The organism is Tessaracoccus rhinocerotis (genome assembly GCF_007197885.1).
In the GTDB taxonomy this organism is placed as follows: domain Bacteria; phylum Actinomycetota; class Actinomycetes; order Propionibacteriales; family Propionibacteriaceae; genus Arachnia; species Arachnia rhinocerotis.
Genome location: NZ_VKKG01000004.1, coordinates 188,927 through 213,035, shown reverse-complemented (window position 1 = coordinate 213,035; position 24,109 = coordinate 188,927). Strand labels below are relative to the sequence as shown.

The window sequence follows — 24,109 nt, the reverse complement described above, 5'->3', positions numbered from 1 at the left end:
CGGTGGTCGAAACCACCGGCCCCGTTCCCGGGATCAGGCTGAGGGACTGGCCTCAGGCCTCCCAACCAACATTCTCAACCGGCTGAACGCCGAAGAGGTCCAGGCCCACGTAGGGCTCGGGGGTCAGGTTGGCCAGACCCTCCTTGGCCGTCGAGATCGACGGGCCGTTGTACAGCGGGATGATGCCCCAGGTCTCGGCGAAGATCTCCGCCTCCATCTCCATCGCCTTGGCAGTCTGCTCCTCGGCGGTGGGAAGGGTCTCCAGCTCGTTGTGGATGCGCTCGTCGATCTCCGGGCTACCGGTACCCGAGAGGTTCAGGCCGGAGTCGGAGCAGTACAGCTGGCAGAACCAGGCAGCACCGAACGGATCGGACGAGGTGAAGCGCAGGGACACGATGTCCCAGTTCTTCGTGGTGTAGTCGTTGGAGAAGTCCGCGGACGAACGGGTGTCGATGACGACGTCGATGCCGACGGCCTTCTGCTGCGCCTGGATCGACTTGTACAGTGCCTCCTGCGTCGGGTCGTCCGAGAACAGCGGGAAGACGACGGACAGCTTCTCGCCGTCCTTCTCACGGATGCCGTCATCGCCCATGGTCCAGCCGGCCTCGTCGAGGAGTGCGTTGGCGCCCTCGACGTCGAAGCTCAGGCCAGCGTTCTCGAGGGAGTTGCTGTACCCGGGCTGGAACGAGAACAGGGTGAACGAACCGGCCGGGTCCTCGTTGTAGTCGAGGCCGTTCCAGGCGATCTGCTTCTGCTGCTCGATGTTGATGGCCATGAAGAAGGCCTTGCGGACGTTGATGTCGGAGAACATCGGCTTGTCGGCGTCGACCTGGATCAGGGTGTTCGCGGTCTGCTGGGCGCGGTAGGTGACGACGCCCTCCATGTCCGCAACCTGGGCCAGACGGTCCTTGGTGCCGGTGCCGACCATGTCGATCTCACCGTTCAGGAACGCGTTGATCGAGGCGGATGCCTCCATGCCGGTGAAGGTGACCTCGTCCAGCATCGGCTCGTCGCCCCACCACAGCTCGTTCGGCTCGAAGGAGACGAAGTCGGTGTTCGGGTCGAACTCCTTGACCTTGTACGGGCCGGCGCCCCACTCGGGGTGCAGCTCGTCGATGAAGCCCTCGTTGAAGATCTCGGGGGTGTTCACGGCGGGGTGCAGGATCCCGGTCAGGAACGGCATCTGGGGCCATGCGAACTCGCCGTCGAAGGTGACGATGGCGGTCTTGGGGGTGTCACCCTGCTCGACGGAGGCGATGGCCTTGTAGCCGTCGGTGGCGTTCGGGTTGAAGCCCTCGTCGTTGGAGCGGTTGGCCTTCCACGTGGCGTCGATGGCGGTCCAGTCCATGGCGGTGCCGTCGTTCCACGTCGCCTCTTCGGTGAACGTGAAGGTCAGGACGGTGTTGCCGTCGACGATCTCGTTGCTCCACTCGTCGAGGTAGGCGTCGTGCTTGTACGGGGTGCCGTCGGGCTCCTGCAGCAGGATCTGCGGCATGTACCACGCTGCGATGCGTGCGGTGTCAGCAGAGCCGTCGCTGTTGAACGCGTTCAGCTGCGCCGGGATCTCGTTGATCGGGAAGTTGACCACGCCGCCCTGCTCGAGGTTCTCGCGGGGCTGTGCGTTGTAGTCGGCGGCGGCGACGCCCTCGCCCTCGTTGGTGCCACCCTCTGTGGTGGCGCCGTCGGTGGGGGTCTCCTCGGCGGAGGTCCCGGTGGTCTCCTGGGGTTCGCCCGTGGTGTCGTCAGTGGGCTCGTCGCTCGCGCAGGCACTCAGTGCCAGCAGGGCGGCGGCGCTGAGGGCAACGGCCCTCAACAGCTTTGGCTGCTTCATATTGCTCCTTTCGCCTTTCGGCGCATGTCATGACCGGGAGCATAGTTCGGAATGTGCCCAGTTCTCGAACTATTCAGGCCCCAGCGGCCAAACTGTTACCGGACAGTAATCGTCGGGGACGCAGTCGTCCCCCGTTGTGGGCGCCGAAATGCCACGACGCCCGCCCCGTGAATGGGGGCGGGCGCCGTGCCGGGTGCGGATTTCAGATGTTGTCGGGGTCGAAGATGATCCGCTCACGACCGCGTTCGATGTCGGGATCCGGGACCGGGATGGCCGACAACAGCGACTTCGTGTAGGGGTGCTGCGGGTTGTCGAACACGTCGTCCACGTCGCCATGCTCCACGAAGTCACCCTTGTACATCACGGCCACGCGGTCGGCGATGTGCCGCACCACGGACAGATCGTGCGCGACGAACAGGTAGGACACGCCGAGCTTCGCCTTCAACTCGTCCAACAGGTTGATGACGCCCGCCTGGATGGAGACGTCGAGCGCGGAGACCGGCTCGTCGAGGGCGATCAGCTTGGGGCTGGTGGACAGGGCGCGCGCGATGCCGATGCGCTGCCGCTGGCCGCCGGAGAACGCCTGCGGGAAACGGTCGCTGTGGGCCGGGTCGAGTCCGACGAGGTCCATGAGCTCGTCGACGCGACGGTTGGCGTCGCCGCGGTTGGTACCGATGGCCTGCAGCGGCTCCGCGATGATGTCGGCCACCGTCATGCGGGGGTCGAGGGCACCCATCGGGTCCTGGAACACGATCTGGATGTCGCGGCGCAGCAGACGCTCCTGCTTGCCGGACTTGATGTCGTTCACACTGGTGCCGGCGATGATGATGTCGCCGTCGGCCTGCTTCTCGAAGTCCATGATCTGCAGCAGCGTGGTGGTCTTGCCGCTCCCGGACTCGCCCACGATGGCCATGGTCTCGCCCTCGCGGACGTCGAAGCTGACGCCCTTGACCGCGCGCACCTCGCCCACCTTGCGCTTCAGGAACGCGCCCTTGAGCAGCGGGAAGGTCTTGGTGAGGTTCCTGACCTCCAGCACCACGGGGCGTTCCTCGCGGGGCGTGAGCGTGAGCTCGCTCTCCAACTGCTCCGGGATCGGGTAGACGGTCCCGTTGCCGATGCGGCCGCCGTCGGAGATCTCGTGCTTGCGGATGCACGCGGCGAGGTGGTTTCCGCCGGTGCCGGTGTCGACGGGGAGCAGGGCAGGTTCGGAAGCGCGGCACTCCGGGATCGCGATCGGGCAGCGATCGGCGAAGGGGCACTCGTCGGGCAGGCCGATCAGGAGCGGCGGGTTGCCCTGGATCGGGATGAGCGGCTGCTTCTCCTTCTTGTCCACGCGCGGGATGGCGCCGAGCAGGCCGATGGAGTACGGCATCCGGGTCTTGTGGAACAGCTCGTGGGCGGGCGCCATCTCCACGGGCTTGCCGGCGTACATCACCAGCACGTCGTCGGCGGTGCGGGCCACCACACCCATGTCGTGGGTGATCATGATCATGGCGGCGCCGGTCTCGTCCTGCGCCTTCTGGGCGACGTCGAGGACTTGCGCCTGGATGGTGACGTCGAGTGCCGTGGTCGGCTCGTCGGCGATGATCAGCTTGGGGTTGTTGGCCATGGCGATCGCGATGACCACGCGCTGCCGCATGCCGCCGGAGAACTCGTGCGGGAACGCCTTCATCCGGCGCTCGGGGTTCGGGATGCCGACGGCCTCGAGCAGCTCGATGGAGCGGTTCCAGGACTCCTGCTTGTCCATCTTGCGGTGCACGGTGAGCGCCTCGACCAGCTGGTCTCCGATGGTGAACACCGGCGTGAGTGAGGTCAGCGGGTCCTGGAAGATCATGGACATGCCGTTGCCGCGGATGGCGGAGAGCTGCTTGTCGGACTTGCCGAGCAACTCCATGCCGTCGTAGATGATCGATCCGGTGATCCTGGCGTTCTCGTCGAGCAGGCCCATGATGGCCAGCGACGTGACGGACTTGCCGGAACCGGACTCGCCGACGATGCCGAGGGTCTTGCCGGCCTCCAGGTCGAAAGTGACGCCACGCACGGCGTCGCCCCGGCCGGCCTCGCTCGGGAAGCTGACCTTGAGGTCCTTGACGGACAGGACGGGGCTCATGCGCGGCCTCCTGCGGCAGAGGTGGGATCGAGGGCGTCACGCAGGCCGTCGGCGACCAGCGCCATCGAGACGGTCAGCAGGGTGAGCGCAGCGGCCGGGAAGTAGAACAGCCACGGGGCACTGGTGATGGTGTTGGCGCCCGACCCGATCAGCGCACCCAGCGAGACGTCGGGGATCTTCACGCCGAAGCCGAGGAACGACAGACCGGTCTCGGTCATGACCGCCGAGACGATACCGAGCGTGAAGTTGATCACCAGCAGCGAGCCGATGTTCGGCAGCAGGTGGCGCAGGACGATCCGGAACCCGCGCACGCCCATGTAGCGGGCGGCGTGGACGTACTCGCGCTCACGCAGGGACAGCGCCATCGTCCAGATCACGCGGGCCGGGAAGAACCAGCCCACGACGAAGATCATCAGGAAGGCGATCACCCTCCAGTCACCACCGGAGTCGTTCGAGATCATGGCCAGGATCAGGAAGCTGGGGACCACCATCAGGAAGTGGATGATCAGCAGGATGGTGCGCTCGGTCCAGCCGCCGAAGTAGGCGGCGGCGGTGCCGATGACGGCCGACAGCGCCGTGACGCCGACGGAGACCGTCACGGCGATCATCAGCGATCGCTGCAGGCCGATGGAAACCTGGGCGAAGTTGTCGTTGCCGGAGGCGTTGGTGCCGAACCAGTGCTCGGCGGACGGACCGGTGGACAGGTTCAGGAAGTCCATGTCGATGTGGTCGTACTCGGTCATCATCGGGCCGACGATCGCGAATGCCACCAGCAGCAGGAAGATGAAGATGCCGACGACGGCCGGCTTGTTGCGCAGGAAGCGACGCGAGTAGAGCGTCCACTTGGACATGCGCTTGCGCGCGGCCGGCTCGTTGCCCGGCTCGAACTCGAGTTCCTTCTCGTGGACCTGGGGGTCGATCATGTCGGACATGGGTCAGCTCACCCTCACTCGGGGGTCCAGGACGACGACGGCGATGTCGGACAGCAGCGCCCCGATCGCGGTCAGGAAGGCGCCGAACGCCGCGATGGCGACGGTGCCGTGGATGTCGTTGTTCGAGATCGTCTCGATGAAGTAGCGGCCCATGCCGTTCCACGCGAAGATCGTCTCCGTCAGCACCGCCCCGGTGAACACCGTCGGGATGGTGAAGGCCACCTGCGTGGCCACGGGGATCAGCGACGTGCGCAGCGCGTGCTTGCGGATGGCCTGCTGCTTGGTGAGGCCCTTGGCGCGCGCGGTGCGCACGTAGTCGGCCTTGATGTTGTCCAGCAGCAGGGAGCGCTGCAGGAAGTGGATGCCGGAGTAACCGATCAGCACCAGGGCGATCGTCGGCAACGTCAGGTGTTGCAGGATGTCGATCAGCTTCGGGAAGAACCCTTCGACTCCCCTGCTGCCCGAGCCCGTCACGTAGAAGATGCGCTTGCCGACGGCGTTGTTCAGCGCGATCGCGAGCAGCACGATGCCCAGGGCCGCGACGACGATGTTGATGTTCATGGTGACGATCGACGTGGCCTGGCCAACGCGGTCAGCCAGTCGGTACTGGCGCGAAGCGGTGTAGACGCCGAGCGCGATGCCGAGGACAGTCGTCAGGATCGTGGCCCCGAGCACCAGCTCAGCACTCACCCACATGCGGAAGGCGACCTGCTCGTTGACCACCTGGCCGACGGGGCTCACCCCCCAGTCCCAGCGGGTGACGATGGCGGTGAACCAGTTCCACCAGCGTTCCACGAGCGGAACGGTGTCGCTCAGGTTGCGCGGCAGGAGCTGCTGGACGATCTGCTGCTCGGACAGCGGCGGACGGCGGCCCACGTAGTTGCTGCGCGGGTCGAGGTAGCCCCATGCGAGGAAGTAGGTCAGGTTGGTTGCGACGACGATCATCAGCAACCAGCCGAGGAATCGGCGGATCAGATACTTGACCAAGGGTTCGGTTCTTTCTCTTCTACTTCAGGCGGCTCGAGGCTAGTCGACGCGACAACGGGTCGGTGTTGGCGTTGCGGGTCACAACACCAGGACCCAGTGTGCCGCGAGGGCTGTCCTCCCGTGGGCTTTCGGCACCAACGTTTGGGGTCCCAAGCATCCTCGGGAGCCTACACCGACCTGCACCCTCAGCGAAATTGATTGCTGCAAATTTGCGTTCGGGAACCTGTCGAAACCGCCGCGCGGGGCGGCGCTCAGCGGGCCGACGCCGGGGCACGATAGACGTCGATGATGGTCGGCGCGCCGTCGGGGCGGTGCTCCACGACGACGGGGTCGCCCGCCCGGACGCGCCCCTTGTCGAGGACCCGCAGGTACGGACCGAGTCGGCGGGCATCGGAGAACCGCCTCACCCACCCGCGCGCCTGCTCGCCGCCCACCCAGCGCGCGAAGGTCTGGCAGGGGGTCCGTGGCATGGTGACCTCGACGCGCACCTGCTCCCCGATGCGCCAGACCTCGCCGATCCGGGCGGCGTTGACGTCGATGCCCTCGGTGCGCAGGTTCTCACCGAAGAAACCCGGGGCCAACTCGCGCCCCAACTCCCGTTCCCAGTACTCGGCGTCCTCCTGCGCGTAGGCGTAGAGGGCCTTGTCCAGCCCGCCGTGGTGCTTGCGGTCCGCCTGCACGTCGGCGTGCAGACCGTACGGCCCCACCTTCACGGGGCCGGCGACCGGGCGCTTGTCGATCGCCGTCACGCCGACCCCGGCCGCATCCGGCAGGAGCTGGTGGACGACGCAGACGGCAAGAAGGCTGGGCATGCCCGCCATGCTAGTCAGGGCCTCAGCCGGGCTGCTCGGACTCGAGGGTGGCGAGCCAATCGGCCGCCTGGCTGAAGGCGTTGTCGTCGAATCCGCGCGGGAGGGTGGGTTCCTGCTTGTCCGCCCGCGGGTAGCTGCCGAGGAAGATGACCTCGCGGCAGATGCGGTGCAGCCCCATCAGGGTCTCGGCCATGCGCTTGTCGTGGAGGTGGCCCTCGGCGTCGATGTTGAAGCAGTAGCTGCCGAGGAAGGTCTTGGTGGGACGGGACTCGATCCGCGTCAGGTTCACGCCGCGGCCGGCGAACTGCTCGAGGATCTCCAGGAGCGCGCCGGAGTGGTCCTCGCGCATGTAGGCCACCAGCGTCGTCTTGTCCGCCCCGGTGCGCGGCGGGAGCGGCCCGGGCCTCGCCACATGCACGAACCGGGTGACCGCACCCGGGTTGTCCTCGATGCCGTGGACCAGTTCGACCAGCCCGTACATCTCGCCGGCGACCCGGGCGCAGACCGCGGCGTCGTGGCGCGAGTCCGGGTTCGACACCTCCATGGCGGCCCCCGCCGTCGATCCGGCCTCGACGACCGTGGCCTCCGGGAGCATGACGGCGAGCCAGTCGCGGCACTGGGCGGCGGCGTGGCCGTGGGTGAGGACGTTGCGGACGTCGTCGAGTTGGGTCCCCTCCCTGACGTAGAGGCCGAACTCGACGGGGATGACCACCTCGCCGACGATCCGCAGCGGGGCGCCGTTGCCGAGCTTGTCGAGGGTCGCAGTGACGCCGCCCTCCACGGAGTTCTCGATGGGGACGACGACGCCGTCCACCTGGCCCTCGCGGACGGCGTCGAGCGCCTCCGGGACACTGGCGAAGGGCATGGCCTCCTCGTCGGTGATGGTGAGCAACGCCTGGTGGGTGAAGGTCCCCGCGGGGCCGAAGTATCCGAGCACGCCCCCACGATATGGCACCCGTCGAGGACGGGTCTGGACCGTGGCCGGATATTCTGGCGTGCGTGAAGCGAGTCGTGGGAAGAATCGTCGCCGCCGCAATGGTCGGCGCGGTGCTGGCCTCCCAGCTCGCGGGCAACGCGGCCGCCGAACCGGAGCTGTCGCTCTTCCGGGCGGAGGACTGCCGCTCCTACCAGCCCACCGCCGACGGCCAGGTGACGCAGGCCTGGCACCTGGAGCGGCTGAACATGCCCGAGGCCTGGCAGATCGCCACCGGCAAGGGCGTCACCGTGGCGGTCATCGACACCGGGATGTCCCCTCTGGGCACCCCTTTCCTCGACGCCTCGCGAGTGCGCACCTACGACTACCTGGGCGGGATGTCGGAGAAGGACGGCGAGGCCGGCGGCGTCGACTGCGACCACGGCACGAAGGTGGCCTCCCTGATCGCCGCCGGGCGCTCCGGAGGGCAGCCCTACGACGTGCGCACCGACTTCTCCGGCATCGCCCCCGACGCCGAGATCATCTCCTACCGGGTGCTGTCCACCTCGGGCGGCGGTGACTCCGGCGGGGAGAACGACACCCTCGACGCCACCATCGCGGCGGTCCGCAACGCCATCGAGGAGGACGTCGACATCATCAACCTGTCGCAGTCCGCGGGCGGGGCCGACCCCCTGATCCCGCAGTACCGGGCAGCCGTCGAGGCCGCGATCGAGGCAGGCATCATCGTCGTCGCCGCGGCCGGCAACGCCGACCAGGGCATCAGCGGCGCCCCGTACCCGGCCTCCTTCGACGGCGTGATCTCCGTCGGGATGGTGGACCGCACCGACGCGCCGCACGCGATGAGCTACCCCTGGCAGTCCGTGTCGATCGGTGCGCCGGGCGCGGACCTGATGGCGCTGCTGCCGTCGATGCCGAGGCAGAACGCGCCGTACTCCAACCAGGCCTATGAGAGCGGGATCCTCGGCACGTCGTTCGCCGCTCCGATCGTGAGTGGCGTCGTCGCACTCCTGCTCGAGGTCTACCCCGGGCTGAGTCCCGAGGACGTGAAGCAGCGGCTCCAGGTGACCGCCGACCCGCCGCCCAACACCATCCCCGACAGCAGGATCGGCTACGGCATCGTCAACCCCATGCGCGCACTGACCGGGGTCGCACGGCCACAGGTCCCCAACCCCGGCTCCGACGGCACCACCAACACCAACGTGACCCTGCCCGACCCGCCGAGGCCGAACATGGTGCCGGCCTACATCGGAGTCGGCGTCGGCGTCGGGGCACTGCTGGTCACCGGGCTGGGGATGGTGGTCGCCTTCACCGTGCCGGCGGCTGTCAGGCGGAACCGGGCCTCTCGCTGATCTCGCCACCGCTACCTCGGTTCGCCTCCGCTGCAACGGAGGCAAACCACTCGAACGGGGGCGAGCTGGGCGCACGGGCGAGCGTCAGCCCTGGCAGAACGAGTTGCGGCGTGTCGGGTCGGGGTCCTACTGGATGGCAGCGACGCGGGCGGGCTCCGGGTCCGGGTGGTTCGGGGACTCACCGTCGTAGATGGCCGTCTGGATCAGGCCCTTGAACGTGCGGGTGATCAGCGTGCCGCGGCCGGGAGGCATCGGCGAGGGCTTGACGTCGGACCAAAGCTGGCCCTCGTCCTTGGTGCCGCTCATGATCAGGCCCGGGTTCACGGACTCCTTCATCTTGGTGATCAGCGGGTCACCGAACGCGGCGCGACCGGCCCCACCCATGCCGCGGGCGAGGATGATGTGCAGGCCGATGTCGCCGGCCTGGTTGATCAGGTCGCCGAAGGGTGCCATCGGGTTGCCGGACTGGGTCGCGACCAGCTCGTAGTCGTCGACGATCACGAACATGTCGGACCCGGTCCACCACGAACGGTCGCGCAGTTGCTGCTGCGTGACGTCGGGCCCGGGCAGCCGGGCGCGGACGGCCTCGGCCGCCTGCTGCAGCATCGGCGCCGCCGCGGAGGCGGACGGGTAGTAGCCGATGAGGTGCTCGGTCTCGATCTCCCCGAGCAGCGACCGCCGGTAGTCGACGATGATGATCTTGGCTTCCTTGGGCGTGTACCGCTTGGTGATGCCGTGGACGATCGTGCGCAGCAGGTTGGACTTGCCACACTCCGGCGCACCGAAGATCGCCAGGTGCGGCTCCGAGTTGGGATCCAGCACGACGGGGGCGAGCTCCAGTTCGTCGATGCCGTAGGGGATGGTGCGGTGCACGCCGTCGTGGGTGATCTCGGGCAGCGCCTCGGTGAGGCTGAGCTGCTCGGGCAGCATCCGGACCTCGGCCGCACGCGGGCCCTTCCAGGCGGCGTTGACGGCGTTGATGAAGCCGCGCTGCCCGGTGGAGACGTCGGTGGCGTCCTCGACGCCGTCGATGCGGGGCAGGCCGACCAGCGTGTGCAGGCCGCCGTGGGTGATGCCGCGGCCGGGGCGGCCCGTCGGGATGATGGCCTGGATCTTGCGGTCGATCTCGGAGTCGAAGGGGTCGCCGAGCTTGAGCTCGATCTTGCTCTGCAGCGCGTCCTTCGTGGCGGCACGGATCTCGGACAGCTTGGCCGCCGCCACCCAGACGTGGATGCCGAAGCCGAGGCCGCCGTTGGCGAGCGCCTGCACCTGCGGCTCGATGCTCTCGAACTCGGTCTTCAGGGTGGCCCAGCCGTCGATCACGAGGAACACGTCGGATGGGAACCGGTCGGCCGGGATCGAGCCGTCGCGCCGACCGCGGCGGTAGGTGGTCATCGAGTCGATCCCGAGCTCTGCGAACTGCAGCTCGCGCGCGGACCGCAGCGACGTGATCTCCGCGACGGTGCGGCGCACGCGGTCGACGTCGAGGCGGCCGGTCACCGAGCCGATGTGGGCGAGGTTGCGCATGGACGTGAGGCCACCGCCGCCGAAGTCCAGGACGTAGAAGCCCACCTCCTGCGGGGTGTGGGTGAGCGCAAGCCCCGCGACGCCGGCGCGCAGCGCCATCGACTTGCCCGACTGCGGACCGCCCGAGACTGCCAGGTTGCCGCCGGAGCCGGAGAAGTCGATCCACCACGGGTCCCGACGCTGCTGGCGCGGCTTGTCGATCAGGCCGACGGGCGCCCTCAGCGCACCGTGGATCGCGCGGTTCTCGACGGTGAGTCCACGGCCCTCGACCTCCACGAGGCCGCCCAGGAGCTGGTCCATCGTCGGCGGGTCGTCCAGCGGTGGCAACCAGACCTTGTGGGAGGGCCAGCCGTGACCCTTGAGTCGACCGACGGCGATGGACAGGAGCGTCTCCTCCTCTTCCTCCTCGTCCTCAGTCTGAACCTGGGTCGGCTCCACCTGCTCGGGTAGGCCCACCGGGTCGAGAGGACTCTCCTCCGGTTCGGGCGCCTTCACGGGCACGACGTAGTCGGTGGTGAACTCGAGCACCGGCGGCACCCAGCCCTTCGATTCCACGGGCAGGCCGAGGCCGTCCAGGCCGGGGTCGCCCGACTCAGCCACCGGCCCGCTGGGGCTGCCGTGCCAGGGTCCGGAGACGTAGGCCGCCTTGAAGCGGGTCATGCCGGTGGTGTCGTACTTCAGGTAGCCGTTGCCGGGCGGCGTCGGCAGCTCGTAGGCGTCGGGCACGCCGATGACGGTGCGGGACTCGGCCGGCGAGAACGTGCGCAGCGCGATCCGGTAGGACAGGAACGTGTCCAGGCCGCGCAGCTTGTTCTCCTCGAGGCGCTGGGAGGCGAGCAGCTGGTGCACCGCGATGGATCGACCGACGCGGCCGATCTGCACGAACAGGTCGATGAACTCGGGACGCGCCGCGAGCAGCTCGGAGAACTCGTCGACGACGATGAACAGGCTGGGCATCGGCGGAATGTCGGCGCCGGCCTGGCGGGCGTTCTCGTAGTCCTCGCGGTTCTTGAAGTTGCCGGCGGAGCGCAGCACCTCCATGCGGCGGTCCAGTTCGCCTCCGATGGCGTCGGCCATGCGGTCCACCAGGCTGAGCTCGCCCTCGAGGTTGGTGATGACCGCGGAGACGTGCGGCAGGCTGTCGAGGCCCAGGAACGTCGCGCCGCCCTTGAAGTCGACGAGGATGAAGTTGAGCTGCTCGGTGGAGTGCGTCATCGCCAGTCCCAGCACGAGCGTGCGGAGGAACTCGGACTTGCCCGAGCCGGTGGCGCCGATGCAGATGCCGTGCGGGCCCATGCCGCCCTGCGCGGACTCCTTGATGTCCAGCTCGACGGGGCGGCCGTCGTCGGCGGTCCCGAACGGGATCCGCAGGTGCTGGCGCAGCGGGCGTGGGCGCCAGGCCTGGCGGACGTCGAGGGTGAGCGGGTCACCCACCCCGAGCATCGCCGGGTAGTCCTTGGGCGGTTCGAACACGACCGCCTGGGTCTCCCCCTCTTCCTCACCGCCGCCGGTGGCCACGGGCATCCGGTAGGGGGCCATGGCGCGGGCCAGCATCTCGACGTAGACGGGCGTGACCTGGTCCGGATGGCCGAACGGCGTGACCGCGTGCGGGGTCTTGCTGGTGCGGCGGTGCAGGGTGATCCTGTCCTCGCGCACCTCGAACACGGCGACGCCCTGCTCGAGACGCTTGGGGAGCTCGGTCTCGCCGGTGACCTCGACGGTGATGGCCTTGGTCGACGGTGTCGCGAACTGGTGCGCGTTGACACCCTCGACGCCGTCGGAGACCACGACCATCAGCGCGGGGACGACGTCGGAGGCCTGCGCGGAGACGGCCATCGGCGAGAGGTCGGCGGCTCCGGTGGCGAACATCCGCAACGAGCCGACGCCGTCGGTCTCGGTGGGGTGCTGCAGGTGGGGTAGCCACTTCACCCAGCTCCAAGCGTCCTGGTGTGCCTTGGCGGAGGCCACCATCAGCGAGACGTCGGTGGGCGCGTGCCAGGTGACGAGCTGGGCCACCATGCTGAACGCGAGCCGTCGGCACGCCTCCTCGTCGCCGACCAGGCGGATGCCGCGGAAGCCACGCAGGTCGACCGCCAGCGGGACGGACTGGATGACGCGGTGGGTGCGGATGAACCGGCGCAGCGCGCCGGTGGTCAGCGGCTCGAGGTCCTCGATGGGCTGGGACTCGGGCGGGGTGATCCGCTTGGCCGACTGCTGGGTGCCCACGGACAGGCGCACGGAGCCGAAGTCCTCGGCGTCGGTGCGGCGCTCCCACATCCGGGTGCCGCCGACCACGGTCCAGAGGCTGTCGGGGTCCGGGTGGCGGTAGGCGACGCTGGAGCGCTGCTCGGCGGCCGTCTTGGCGAAGTTGCGCCTGGTCTGGGAGAGGTAGCGGAAGTAGTCGCGCCGGTTGGCGTCGAGCTGGCTGGCCTGTTCGTCGTTGCCGCGCCCCATCTGCGACATCATCATGCCCATCATCGACACGGCGTAGAGGCCCGAGATGATGCCGCCCAGCGGGCCGCGACCCGTCATGCCACCGCCCATGAACATCAGGCCCATCGCGAGTCCGCCGGCCACCATCGGCAGCATCCGAAGCACGGTGCCGAACGGCTTCGACGCCGTCGGCGGCGGGATCTCGGGCGGGGACTCGAGCAGGAGGTCGCCGCGAGGCATCGCCGGCGGAGTGACGCGCTTCGGCCTGTTGAAAGTGATGACACCCATCGAGTCGTGGCCCCTGTCCAGCAGTCCTGCAAGTAGAAAGTCTCGACAGCGAGACTAACCCAAGGGCGGTTCCGTGCGGCCGGACTCCACGTGCCGGGGACCTCCCCGGCGCGGCCGACGATCGCTGCCAGACTCAAGAGAGCGCGCTCTCAAACCCGGCCCCCGCTATTGACAGGGCGCCGAACCATTGCTTACGATCACTGTCGAAGCGATTCGATTACCGCATTGTCGCGGCGAGCACACGAAGGAGTGGCATCGATGGATCAGCATGACGAGCCCGTGAGGCCGATGGCGCGGCCCGCGTCCGGGAAAGCCGTCGGATGACGATGACGACGCAGCCGCTGGGGTCGGCCGGGCCCGTGGATCCGACTGCCGCGGTGGTCCGGGCCGGGACCAAGGAGCCCGACGGGGGCGAGGCCCCCCCGTCCGGGCGGACCCCGGCGCGACGCCGCAAGAAGTCGTTCGGGATGTTCCTGTGCGTGGCGCCGTTCCTGGTGCTGGTGTTCCTGTTCTCGTACTTCCCGCTCTACGGCTGGGTCTACTCGCTCTACGACTACCGCCCCGCCCTCGGCCTCGGGGGCAGCGACTTCGTGGGCCTGCAGTGGTTCCAGATGCTCGTCGGATCCCCCACCCAGGTCGCCCAGATCGGGCAGGTGATGGCCAACACCCTCGCCATGAGCTTCCTCGGCATCGCGACGTCGATCCTGCCGTTGGCCTTCGCCGTCTTCCTCAATGAAGTCCGCGCCAAGTGGTTCCGCAACCTGGTGCAGACGCTGACCACGCTGCCGAACTTCATCTCGTGGGTGCTGGTCTACATGATCGCGTTCTCGCTGTTCACCACCGGCGGCCTCGTCAACACCGTCCTGCTGGACTCGGGCCTGATCACCGCCCCACTGAAGTTCCTGGACACGGACCAGAACATCTGGCTCACCATGACGGCCTGGGGCGTGTGGAAGACCCTCGGGTGGGGCGCCATCATCTACCTCGCCTCCATCTCCGGCATCGACCAGGAGATGTACGAGTCGGCCCGCATCGACGGCGCCGGCCGCTTCCAGACCATGTGGTACATCACCGTCCCGCAGCTGATGCCGACGTTCCTGGTGTTGCTGATGCTCTCCATCGCAAACCTGCTCAACAACGGCATGGAGCAGTACTACGTGTTCCAGAACGCGTTCAACAAGGAGACCATCCAGGTCCTCGACCTCTACGTCTACAACATCGGCATCACCGGCAACAGCCTCTCGCTGGCCACCGCCATCAGCATGTTGAAGAGCCTGATCTCGGTCATCCTGCTCGTCGTCGTCAACGTCGTCGCGAAGCGGGTTCGCGGCCAGTCGCTGGTCTAGCCGGAAGGAACACCGATGACCACCCTCAGCCTCCCCCGCGCCCGGGGCATCGACCGCTCGGGCGGCGACATCCCCTTCAAGCTGTTCAACTACCTGGTGTTCGCGCTGTTCGCAGTGGTCTGCGCCTACCCGTTCTACTACCTGATCATCAACTCCGTCAGCGCCAACGACGTCGCCGCACTCGGCCGCGTCCGGTTGTTCCCGACCGGTTTCCACCTGGAGAACTACACCCAGGTCCTGGACCTGGGCGGCCTGCCCTCGGCCGCCGCGGTGAGCGTGGCGCGCACCGTCATCGGCACCGTCGCGACGGTGCTGGCCTCCGGGTTCCTGGGATTCATGTTCACCCAGGACAGGATGTGGAAGCGCCAGTTCTGGTATCGGGCGGTGATCATCACCATGTACTTCAACGCCGGCCTGATCCCGGTCTTCATCATCATGAAGAACCTCGGCCTGACCAACAACTTCTGGGTCTACGTGCTGCCGTTCATCGTCCAGCCGTTCAACATCATCCTGGTCAAGACCTACATCGAGTCGATGCCCCGGTCGCTGCAGGAGGCGGCCGAGGTCGACGGCGCCAACATCCTGCAGATCTTCTTCCGGGTGATCCTGCCCAACACGACGCCGATCCTCGCCACCGTGGCGATCTTCTCCGCCGTGGCGCAGTGGAACTCGTTCCAGGACACGCTGCTCTACATCACCGACCAGAGCCTGTACACGCTGCAGTACCAGCTCTACATGTTCATCAACCAGGCCAGCAGCCTGGCGCAGGCCGCCCAGAACGCCGAGGGCAACCTGGGCATGGTGGCCTCGGCGGCGACCACCCAGACACCGACGTCGATCCGGATGACCGTCTCGGTCATCGTCGTCCTCCCGATCATCTTCATCTACCCGCTCTTCCAGAGGTTCTTCGTGAAGGGCATCATGCTCGGCGCCGTCAAGGGCTGACGCTCGCAGTCACAACCACCACCCGAAAGGAATGCAATGAATCCCAAGAAGGCCCTCACCAAAGCGCTCGTACCGCTGCTGGGCATCGCGCTGCTGGGGGCCTGCTCCCCGGAAGCGCCCCAGGAGCAGGAACCGAACTCACCGAACAGCGCACCGGGAGAGTTCCCCGAGTCGTGGTCAGAGGAGATCACGATCGACGTCTACGACGGCCTGGCCAACTTCATGGGCATCCAAGAGGGCTGGTTCGGCAAGCTCGTCAAGGACAAGTTCAACATGAAGCTCAACATCATCGCCCCCAACGTCGCGGGTGGTGGCGACACCCTCTACAACACCCGGGTCTCGGCCGGCGACCTCGGCGACCTGATCATCATCGACAAGGGCGAGCAACTCGACGAACTCGTCGAGGGCGGGCTGGTGAGCGACATCTCCCAGTACTACCCCGCGATGGCCAACGTCGGCGAGTACGACGCCTCCGTCCAGCACCTCAACGAGGGCAAGGACGGCATCTACGGCATCGGCACCCAGCTGACCAAGCTCCCGCCGACCGAGGCCTCCGAGGGCCTGGAGCCGACGTTCGGCGCCTACCTGCGCTGGGACCTCTACGCGGATGCCGGCTACCCCGAGGTGGGGACGCTCGAGGACCTCCTGCCGGTGCTCAAGCAGATGCAGGAGGCCAACCCCACGGCCGAGAACGGAGGCAAGGTCTACGGGCTGGGACTGTTCAGCGACTGGGACGGCAACATGATGGTGACGGCGAAGCAGCCCGCCACCTTCTACGGCTACGATGAGCTCGGCTTCGTGCTGGCGAAGGCCGACGGCTCGGACTTCCAGTCGATCATCGACTCCGACTCCGCCTACGTCCGAAGCCTGCGGTTCTACTTCGAGGCCAACCAGCTCGGACTCGTGGACCCAGAGTCCACCACCCAGAACTACGACACCTTGTTCTCCAAGATGCAGAACGGCCAGATCCTGTTCTCCTGGTGGCCGTGGCTGGGCCAGTCGGCCTTCAACACCGAGCAGAACCTCGAGGCGGGCAAGGGCTTCATGATGGTGCCGATCGCCGACCAGGAGATCTTCTCCTACGGTTCGGAGGCCTACGGCGCCAAGCAGGTCTTCGCCATCGGATCGAAGGCCGACGACCCGGAGCGGATCGCCGCCTTCATCGACTGGCTCTACTCCGCCGAGGGGATCTACGCAAACAGCAGCCAGACCACCGGCGCCGCAGGCCCGCAGGGACTGACCTGGGATCTCAACGCCGAAGGCCTGCCGGAGCTGAACGAGTTCGGGCGCAAGGCCCTGCTGCAGGGCGGCGCCGACGTGCCGGCCGAGTGGGGCGGCGGCTCCTACATCGACGGCGCCTCGACCCTCAACGTCAACGCCGTCAACCCGAACAACATCGACCCCGCCACCGGCGTCCCCTACAACTACACGTTCTGGGAGACCTACCAGGAGTCCATCTCCAACCCGGTGATCGAGGACTGGTCGGCCCGCATGGACGGGGCTGCCAACTCGATGGAGTACCTGCGCGCCAACGACCAGCTGCTGGTCGCTCCCGGCGCCAGCTACGCCGCCCCTGCCGACCCCTCCGAGATCGAGACCCTGCGGAACCAGGCGAAGGCGACGATCGTGGAGTACTCGTGGCGGATGGCGTTCGCGGCGAACGAGGCCGAGTTCGAGTCGCTGCTGACGCAGATGCAGGAGACCGCCAACGGCCTGGGCTACGAGCAGGTGCTCGAGTTCGACATGGCCAACGCCAAGGCGCAGGACGAGGCCCGCGTCAAGGTCGCCGAGGAGTTCAACTGACACACCACCCACGACAGGTGAGCGAGGGGTCCGGGCACGTGCCCGGGCCCCTCGTCCCGTCCCGGCCCGGGTCAGGCCTCCTGCTGGTGGCGCCGGAAGACGCGGTGGAACACGAACGCCGTGAGGTAGGAGCCGACGGAGAAACCGATGGTGACCACCACCACGAGGAAGTCGGGGAGCACCACGAGCAGCGCGACGGCCGTGATCGGAACCACGAGCAGCACCAGGGCTGCCAAGGGCTCGGCCATCGGCAGCAGCAGGGCGTTGGCCACGGTCCGACGGAAGGTGTTGCGGAACGCCGCCACCAGCGCGATCCCGAACACGAGCGCGGCCAGGAGGTAGCCGGCGCCCAGAAAGGCCAGGATCGCCGCGGCCAGCGAGACGGGGCTGTCCACCGCGAGCCAGAACACCCCCACCCACCCGAGCACGAGGGCAGGCGCCAGCAACACGAGGAAGACGCCAGTGGCGGGGAGGAAGTTGCGCTTGAGGGCGACGAAGTAGTCCTTCAGCAGGTAGCCGCGCTCCTCGTCGGCGTAGCGCAGCGTCACCTCGTACAGCGCGCTGGTGGCGGCGCCGATGGTGACCAGCGGCACGCAGCAGAGCAGGTAGACGATGTTGAGCGCCACGAAGGCCAGCAGTGCGGAGATGCCCTGCAGGGTCCTGCCGCCCGGATCGATCCGCACGCGCGTCCTCAGGCGCCGGGCGCGGCGGAGCGCGCGGTCAGGGTCGGTGGGATCAACCGGATGCTCGGCGGGGCGCCCTCGGAGATCATTTCCCACACGACGTCCGCGGCCGCGATCCCGATCTCCTCGGCTGGGATGTCGATGGTGTCGACGGGGATGCGCAGCGTGCGCGCGACGTTCGGTGGGCACAGCGCCAGCACGGCCACCTCGTCGGGCACCCGCTGACCGCGCTCGGAGAGCCGTGCCAGCAGGTGCGGGAGGGCCTCCTCGTTGTGGATCAGCATGGCGGTGACGTCCGGGTGGGCGGCGAAGACGTCGTCGACGACCTCGCTGGCATCCGGGGTGCTTGGGCACGGGTGGACCGACACCTCCACCCCTGCCTCGGCCGCGGCCTCGGTGAATCCGCGCGTCAGCCGGTCGGCGTACGAGGTGTGGCGGGCCAGCACCTCCTGCGGGGACCCCAGCAGCGCGACGCGCCGGTGGCCCTGCTCCGCGAAGTGCTCGACGGCGAGCCGGCCGGCGGCCTCGAAGTCGAAGTCCACGCAGGCCAGGCCTCCGGGGTCCGCGGGCAGTCCGACCAGGACGCAGGGCCGGTCGAGGGAGCCGAGGAAGCCGAGGCGCTGGTCGTCGGACTCGACGTCCATCACCACGAGCGCGTCCACCATGGAGCCGCTGGCGGCGCGCTCCAGGCCGGTGCTGTCATCGCTGGTGAGCAGGAGGATGTCGTAGCCGTGCCCGCGAGCGCCGGTGGCCACGCCGGTGACGACCTCCATGACGACGTGCACGTCGACGCCCGGACGTAGGGGCGCCTGCAGGCCGATGATGCTGGTGGACCTGGACGCCAGGGCACGGGCGCTGGCGTGGGGCCGGTACCCCAGCTCGGCGATGGCGCGGGCGATGCGCTCCTGCGTCTCGCGGGAGATCTTGCGCTTGCCGCTCATGGCGTAGGACACCGTCGAGATCGAGACGTTCGCGGCCTCCGCGACATCGGCGATAGTGACCATCTTGTCCATCCTCGGGTAGTTCGGCACTCGTCCTCGAGTGGCCGGGAAAGCTGCGCCGGGAGCCCGCGGGGACACCGTGGACACCGGTACGAAACCTAGTATAGAGTCATCTGTTGAAGCGCTTCGACAATGACGTTCGAGAGTCCGTCCGCACGCCTGTCGACCACCCGTCCACGGTCCTGGTCACGGTGGTGGGGCGCCCGCGGACGAGGCCGAGAAGGAGACACGACGACGTGAAGTTCACCGACGGGTACTGGCTCACCCGCCCGGGCGTGAAGCCCCTGTACGCGGCCCAGGTCGACGACATCCGCACCGACGAGGGGGCCGGTGAGCTCACCGTCTTCGCTCCCACCGCGGTGATCCGCGACCGCGGCGACACGCTCAACCGCCCCATGCTCACGTGCACGTTCTCGGCGCCCATGCCCGGGGTGATCAAGGTGCGCGTCCAGCGCCACGCCGGCGGGGTGCACCCCGGCCCCGACTTCGTCGTCCACTCCGACGACGGCTTCCGTCCCGACGTCGGCGTGGACGAGGCCTCGGGCTTCCTCGACTCCGGCGGCCTGCGCGCCCGCGTCAGCCGCAGCGCCCCGTGGCTCGTCGAGTTCGAGCACGAGGGCCGGGTGCTCACCACGTCGCCGCCCCGCTCCGTGGGCCACATGACCGACGACTCCACGTGGGTGCACCAGCAACTCACTCTCGAGCCGGGCGAGCGGGTCTACGGCCTCGGCGAGCGGTTCGGGCCGTTCACCAAGAACGGCCAGGTGGTGGAGAGCTGGAACGCCGACGGCGGCACCTCCAGCGAGCAGTCCTACAAGGCGGTCCCCTTCTACGTCACCAGTCGCGGCTACGGCGTCTTCGTCGACCACCCGGGCCGGGTCTCGTTCGAGGTGGGCTCGGAGATCAACTCGCGGGTGCAGTTCTCGGTGGAGGGTGAGACCCTCGACTACTACGTGATCGCCGGCCCCACACCCAAGGACGTGCTGCGTCGCTACACCCGTCTGACGGGGCGGCCGGCCCGGGTGCCCGCCTGGTCCTTCGGACTGTGGCTCACGACGTCGTTCACCGCCCGCTACGACGAGCAGACCGTCGCCGGCTTCGTCGACGGCATGGCGGAGCGGAACCTCCCCCTGAGCGTGTTCCACTACGACTGCTTCTGGATGCGCGAGTTCCAGTGGTGCGACTTCGAGTGGGACAGCCGCACGTTCCCCGACCCGGTGGGCCAGATCGCACGCCTGCACGAGCGCGGGCTGAAGGTCTCGGTGTGGATCAACCCCTACATCGGGCAGCGTTCGAAGCTGTTCAGCGAGGCCGCCGAGAACGGCTACCTGCTGAAGCGGCGCGACGGCAGCGTGTGGCAGTGGGACCTGTGGCAGGCCGGGATGGGCATCGTCGACTTCACCAACCCCGACGCCAGGCAGTGGTACCTCGGACACCTCGAGCGCCTGCTGGACCAGGGCGTGGACTCCTTCAAGACCGACTTCGGGGAGCGGATCCCCGTCGACGACGTGGTCTGGCACGACGGCTCGGATCCCGAACGCATGCACAACTACTACGCGAACCTCTACAACGGCGCGGTCTTCCGGCTGCTGGAGCGTCGCAAGGGTGCGGGCAACGCCATCCTGTACGCCCGCAGCGCCACGGCCGGCTGCCAGCAGTTCCCGGTCCACTGGGGCGGTGACTGCGACTCGACGTTCGCCTCGATGGCGGAGTCCCTGCGCGGTGGGCTGTCACTGGCGATGTCCGGCTTCGGGTACTGGAGCCACGACATCGGCGGGTTCGAGGGCACCCCGGACCCGACGGTCTTCAAGCGCTGGGTGGCATTCGGGATGCTCAGCTCGCACTCCCGCCTGCACGGTTCGGACTCGGTCCGCGTGCCGTGGGCCTTCGACGACGAGGCCGTGGACGTCACCCGCAAGTTCACCAACTTGAAGATGCGGCTGATGCCCTACCTCGCACGGATCGCGGAGGAGGCGCACCGCGAGGGCGTGCCGATGATGCGCCCGATGCCGCTGGAGTTCCCCGAAGACAGGGGAGGCTTCGACGCCGACTGCCAGTACCTGCTCGGCGACTCACTGCTGGTGGCCCCGGTCCTGACCGCCGCCGGCGAGGTGGAGTACTACGTCCCGGAGGGGACGTGGACCTCGCTGCTCGACGGGTCGACGCGCCAGGGGCTGCGCTGGCAGCGCGAGACCCACGCGATCGACTCGCTGCCCGTGCTGGTGCGCCCGGGCACCGTGCTGCCGCTGGGCGCGGTCGACGACCGCCCGGACTACGACTGGGCCGACGGCGTCACCCTGCACTGCCACGAACTGCCCGATGGGTTCGACGGCGACGTCGTCGTCCCCGGGCTGGAAGGAGCACCGTCGACCACCTTCCACGTCAGCCGCAGGGCTCAGGTGGTCACGTCGTCGAGCGCCGACGCCCGCGCGCCGTGGACGCTGCGGGTAGGACCGCAGGAGGCGACGGCCGACGGCGCCGGCGAGGTCAGCATCGAACTCGGGAGGAAGTCATGACAAGCACCCAGCAACACGTGGCGGAGGCGCCGGCCGTGAACGGGGACACCCCCGGCTTCCGCCGCGTCGACCAGCCACTGGCCGCCCGCTCAGCAGACCTGCTCGCCCGGCTCACGCGCGAGGAGAAGGTGGCGATGCTGCACCAGGTGGCCCCCGCCGTCGAGCGCCTCGGCCTGGCCCGGTTCCACACTGGCTGCGAGGCGCTGCACGGCGTCGCATGGCTCGGGGAGGCGACGGTGTTCCCGCAGGCCGTGGGGCTCGCCGCCACCTGGGACCCCGAGCTGATCCGCGCCGTCGGGGAGGTGGCAGCCGTCGAGGTCCGTGCCAAGCGCGCCGCGGACCCGAAGGTGTCGCTGAACGTCTGGGCACCGGTGGTCAACACACTGCGCCACCCGGGTTGGGGTCGCAACGAGGAGGGCTACTCCGAGGACCCGCACCTGACGGCGCACTTCGGCACCGCCTACAGCCGGGGCCTGCGCGGGGAACACGAGCGGGTGTGGCGCACCGTGCCGACCCTCAAGCACTTCCTCGCCTACAACAACGAGACCGACCGCTCGGTCACCAACAGCGTCGTCCCGCCGCGCACCCTGCACGAGGAGGAGCTTCCTGCCTTCCGCGAGCCCCTCGAGTCGGGCGCGGCCGGCGCGATGATGCTCGCATACAACCTCGTCAACGGCGCCCCCGCGCACGTCCAGCCGGAGCTGGTGGCCGAGGCCCGCTCCTGGTCCGGGGAGTCGATCGCGATCGTCTCCGACGCCGGCGCCCCCGGCTTCACGGTGGGCCTCCAGCGCACCTACCCGGACAAGCCGACCGCGGCCGCGGCGCTGCTCGGCGGCGGCATGGACTCGTTCACCGACGACGACGCCGACTCCGGGCCGACGATCGCGGCGGTCGAGGCGGCCCTCGAGCGGGGGCTGCTCACGATGGCCGACGTCGACCGCGCGGTCACCCGCCTGCTGGAGCTGCGCATCCGGACCGGGGAGTTCGACGGCCCCGCCGACCCGTACGCGAGCATCGGCCCGGCCGACCTGGACCTGCCCTCGTCCCGCAGGCTCGCCCGTGAGGTGGCGGGCCGCTCCGTGGTGGTGCTGCGCAACGACGCCGGCCTGCTGCCGCTGCGCGAACCGGCAAGCATTGCGGTGGTGGGGCCACTGGCCGACGTCGTGCTGACCGACTGGTACTCGGGCACCCCGCCCTACGCCGTCGGGGTCGGGGCGGCACTGGCCGAGCGGTACCCGGCCGCCGACGTCGAGGTGGTGACCGGAGCCGACGTCGTCGCGCTCCGCTCAACCACCACCGGCAACTACGTGCGCTCCCACACCTCGGGCGCGGGCGTGGACGCCAACTCCCCCACCGCCGACCCGTCCGCCCGGTTCGAGCTCACGGACTGGGGCGATGGCGTCCTCACCCTCCGCTCCCGCGCCAGCGGCGGCCTGCTCACGGGCGGCGCATGGCCGGTGCGGGCCGACGCCGAACGCGTCGGCGGCTGGGTGGTCCAGGAGACCTTCCGACGCCACACCCACGCGGACGGCACCGTGTCGTTCCTGCACCTGGGAACCGGCCGCTGGCTGCGGGTTCTGCGGGACTCGGGCGTGCTCGCCGTCGACGGAGTCGAGCTGGCTCGGGCGGAGCGGTTCGTGGTGCGCACCGTCGCGTCCGGGCAGGCGGAGGTGGCGCGGGCCGCCGCCGGGGCTGAGGTGGTGGTGGTCGCCGTCGGCAACGACCCGCACCTGCTCGGCCGCGAGACCGAGGACCGGCCCCACCTGATGCTGCCCGACGCGGCCGCCGAGCTCTGGCGGACCGCCAGCGAGGCCAACGGCGACGCGGTGCTCGCCATCGTCTCCAGCTACCCCTACGTGCTCGGCCCCGGCGTGGCGGATGCCCCGACGGTCCTCTGGTCCAGCCACGGCGGACAGGAGCTGGGCCACGGCCTGGTCGACGTGCTCTCGGGGGACCGGGAGCCGAGCGGCCGGCTGGCGCAGTCCTGGCCGGTGGACCCGGCGCAGGCCGGTGACCTGTTCGACTACGACACCGCGCGCCAGCAGGCCACCTACCGGCACCAGCCGGGCAGGTACGCGTTCGCGCTCGGCCACGGCTGCACCTACTCGAGCGTCGAGTACCGCGGTGTGACGCTCCGCGACTCCGAGCCGACGGCCCCCGAGCCCAGCCACCGGCACGCTGCGCTGGTGGCTCGTGACGGCGAGGCCGTCGTGGAGGCGGCGGTGAGGGTGGTCAACACCGGGCAGCGACCGGCCGAGGAACTTGTGCAGGTCTACGTGCTCGCGCCCGAAGGCCTGCCCATCCCCGCGCCGCTGCGGCTCCTCGTCGCCTACGAGCGGGTGCGGTTGGAGCCGGGCGAGGAGCGCCTAGTCACCCTGCGGTTCCCGCTCGCCAGGCTGTCCGTGTGGGACGAGGCGCTCCGCGTCCCGGGCGCACCGGAGGACTGGGTGCACGCCGGGGCGCTGCGGGTGCAGCCCGGCGCGTACACCGTCGCGGCCGGTCCCTCCGCCGACGAGTTGCCGGTGCGGACGGGCCTGGCGGTCGGCTGAGCCCTCGGTCACGACCCGACACGCCGCAGGGATGCGTCGCAAGGGTTGCGGGCCCCTCTGCTG

General features: G+C 68.8%; 15 protein-coding genes. 6 read left to right on the top strand and 9 right to left on the bottom strand.

Going from position 1 to position 24,109, the window contains the following annotated elements:
• Nucleotides 1-52 precede the first annotated feature (52 nt).
• From FOJ82_RS10880 to pheA, 6 genes are all read right to left on the bottom strand, one after another.
• Nucleotides 53-1,831: an ABC transporter family substrate-binding protein gene (locus tag FOJ82_RS10880; protein ID WP_143938511.1), complete on the bottom strand. Its 1,779-nt coding sequence runs from the start codon at nucleotides 1,829-1,831 to the stop codon at nucleotides 53-55.
• A 202-nt stretch (nucleotides 1,832-2,033) separates the two neighbouring features.
• Nucleotides 2,034-3,941 (bottom strand): ABC transporter ATP-binding protein, encoded by a 1,908-nt coding sequence (locus FOJ82_RS10875; RefSeq protein ID WP_143938510.1) that lies wholly within the window; start codon nucleotides 3,939-3,941, stop codon nucleotides 2,034-2,036.
• Nucleotides 3,938-4,873 carry an ABC transporter permease gene (locus FOJ82_RS10870; protein ID WP_221933127.1) on the bottom strand — a complete coding sequence of 312 codons (936 nt, stop codon included), beginning with the start codon at nucleotides 4,871-4,873 and terminating at the stop codon, nucleotides 3,938-3,940. Before FOJ82_RS10870 ends, FOJ82_RS10875 begins: the two co-directional genes overlap by 4 nt.
• A gap of 3 nt (nucleotides 4,874-4,876) precedes the next feature.
• Complete coding sequence (locus FOJ82_RS10865; protein WP_143938509.1) at nucleotides 4,877-5,860, bottom strand: ABC transporter permease; 984 nt, start codon at nucleotides 5,858-5,860, stop codon at nucleotides 4,877-4,879.
• Between the two features lie 251 nt (nucleotides 5,861-6,111).
• Nucleotides 6,112-6,672, bottom strand: a complete 561-nt coding sequence (locus tag FOJ82_RS10860; protein WP_143938508.1) for an MOSC domain-containing protein — start codon at nucleotides 6,670-6,672, stop codon at nucleotides 6,112-6,114.
• A gap of 22 nt (nucleotides 6,673-6,694) precedes the next feature.
• Nucleotides 6,695-7,609, bottom strand: coding sequence for a prephenate dehydratase (gene pheA, locus FOJ82_RS10855; protein ID WP_143938507.1), 915 nt, complete (start codon nucleotides 7,607-7,609; stop codon nucleotides 6,695-6,697).
• Between the two features lie 62 nt (nucleotides 7,610-7,671).
• On the opposite strand from pheA, the gene FOJ82_RS10850 reads away from it, so the two are divergent.
• Nucleotides 7,672-8,955: a S8 family serine peptidase gene (locus FOJ82_RS10850; protein WP_185975741.1), complete on the top strand. Its 1,284-nt coding sequence runs from the start codon at nucleotides 7,672-7,674 to the stop codon at nucleotides 8,953-8,955.
• Between the two features lie 126 nt (nucleotides 8,956-9,081).
• Here the strand turns inward: FOJ82_RS10850 and eccCa are convergent, their stop codons facing one another.
• Complete coding sequence (eccCa, locus tag FOJ82_RS10845) at nucleotides 9,082-13,203, bottom strand: type VII secretion protein EccCa (protein WP_143938505.1); 4,122 nt, start codon at nucleotides 13,201-13,203, stop codon at nucleotides 9,082-9,084.
• 326 nt (nucleotides 13,204-13,529) lie between these two features.
• Here eccCa and FOJ82_RS10840 point away from each other — a divergent pair, with 326 nt between their 5' ends.
• Genes FOJ82_RS10840 through FOJ82_RS10830 form a run of 3 tightly spaced genes read left to right on the top strand, consistent with a single transcriptional unit; the run spans nucleotide 13,530 to nucleotide 17,297 of the window.
• Nucleotides 13,530-14,549, top strand: a complete 1,020-nt coding sequence (locus FOJ82_RS10840) for an ABC transporter permease (protein WP_143938504.1) — start codon at nucleotides 13,530-13,532, stop codon at nucleotides 14,547-14,549.
• Nucleotides 14,550-14,564: 15 nt separating this feature from the next.
• Nucleotides 14,565-15,494, top strand: a complete 930-nt coding sequence (locus FOJ82_RS10835) for a carbohydrate ABC transporter permease (protein ID WP_143938503.1) — start codon at nucleotides 14,565-14,567, stop codon at nucleotides 15,492-15,494.
• A 36-nt stretch (nucleotides 15,495-15,530) separates the two neighbouring features.
• On the top strand, nucleotides 15,531-17,297 hold the full coding sequence (locus tag FOJ82_RS10830) for a type 2 periplasmic-binding domain-containing protein (RefSeq protein WP_143938502.1): 1,767 nt from the start codon (nucleotides 15,531-15,533) through the stop codon (nucleotides 17,295-17,297).
• A gap of 71 nt (nucleotides 17,298-17,368) precedes the next feature.
• Here the strand turns inward: FOJ82_RS10830 and FOJ82_RS10825 are convergent, their stop codons facing one another.
• Together FOJ82_RS10825 and FOJ82_RS10820 are read right to left on the bottom strand one after the other, a co-directional pair.
• A complete protein-coding gene (locus FOJ82_RS10825; RefSeq protein ID WP_143938501.1) occupies nucleotides 17,369-17,980 on the bottom strand; it encodes a DUF624 domain-containing protein in 612 nt (203 codons plus the stop codon).
• 8 nt (nucleotides 17,981-17,988) lie between these two features.
• A complete protein-coding gene (locus FOJ82_RS10820) occupies nucleotides 17,989-18,984 on the bottom strand; it encodes a LacI family DNA-binding transcriptional regulator (RefSeq protein WP_143938500.1) in 996 nt (331 codons plus the stop codon).
• A 233-nt stretch (nucleotides 18,985-19,217) separates the two neighbouring features.
• Here FOJ82_RS10820 and yicI point away from each other — a divergent pair, with 233 nt between their 5' ends.
• Entirely contained in the window at nucleotides 19,218-21,497 is a 2,280-nt protein-coding gene (yicI, locus tag FOJ82_RS10815) for an alpha-xylosidase (protein ID WP_143938499.1), read from the top strand.
• A complete protein-coding gene (locus FOJ82_RS10810) occupies nucleotides 21,494-24,046 on the top strand; it encodes a beta-glucosidase family protein (protein WP_143938498.1) in 2,553 nt (850 codons plus the stop codon). Before yicI ends, FOJ82_RS10810 begins: the two co-directional genes overlap by 4 nt.
• Nucleotides 24,047-24,109 lie beyond the last annotated feature (63 nt).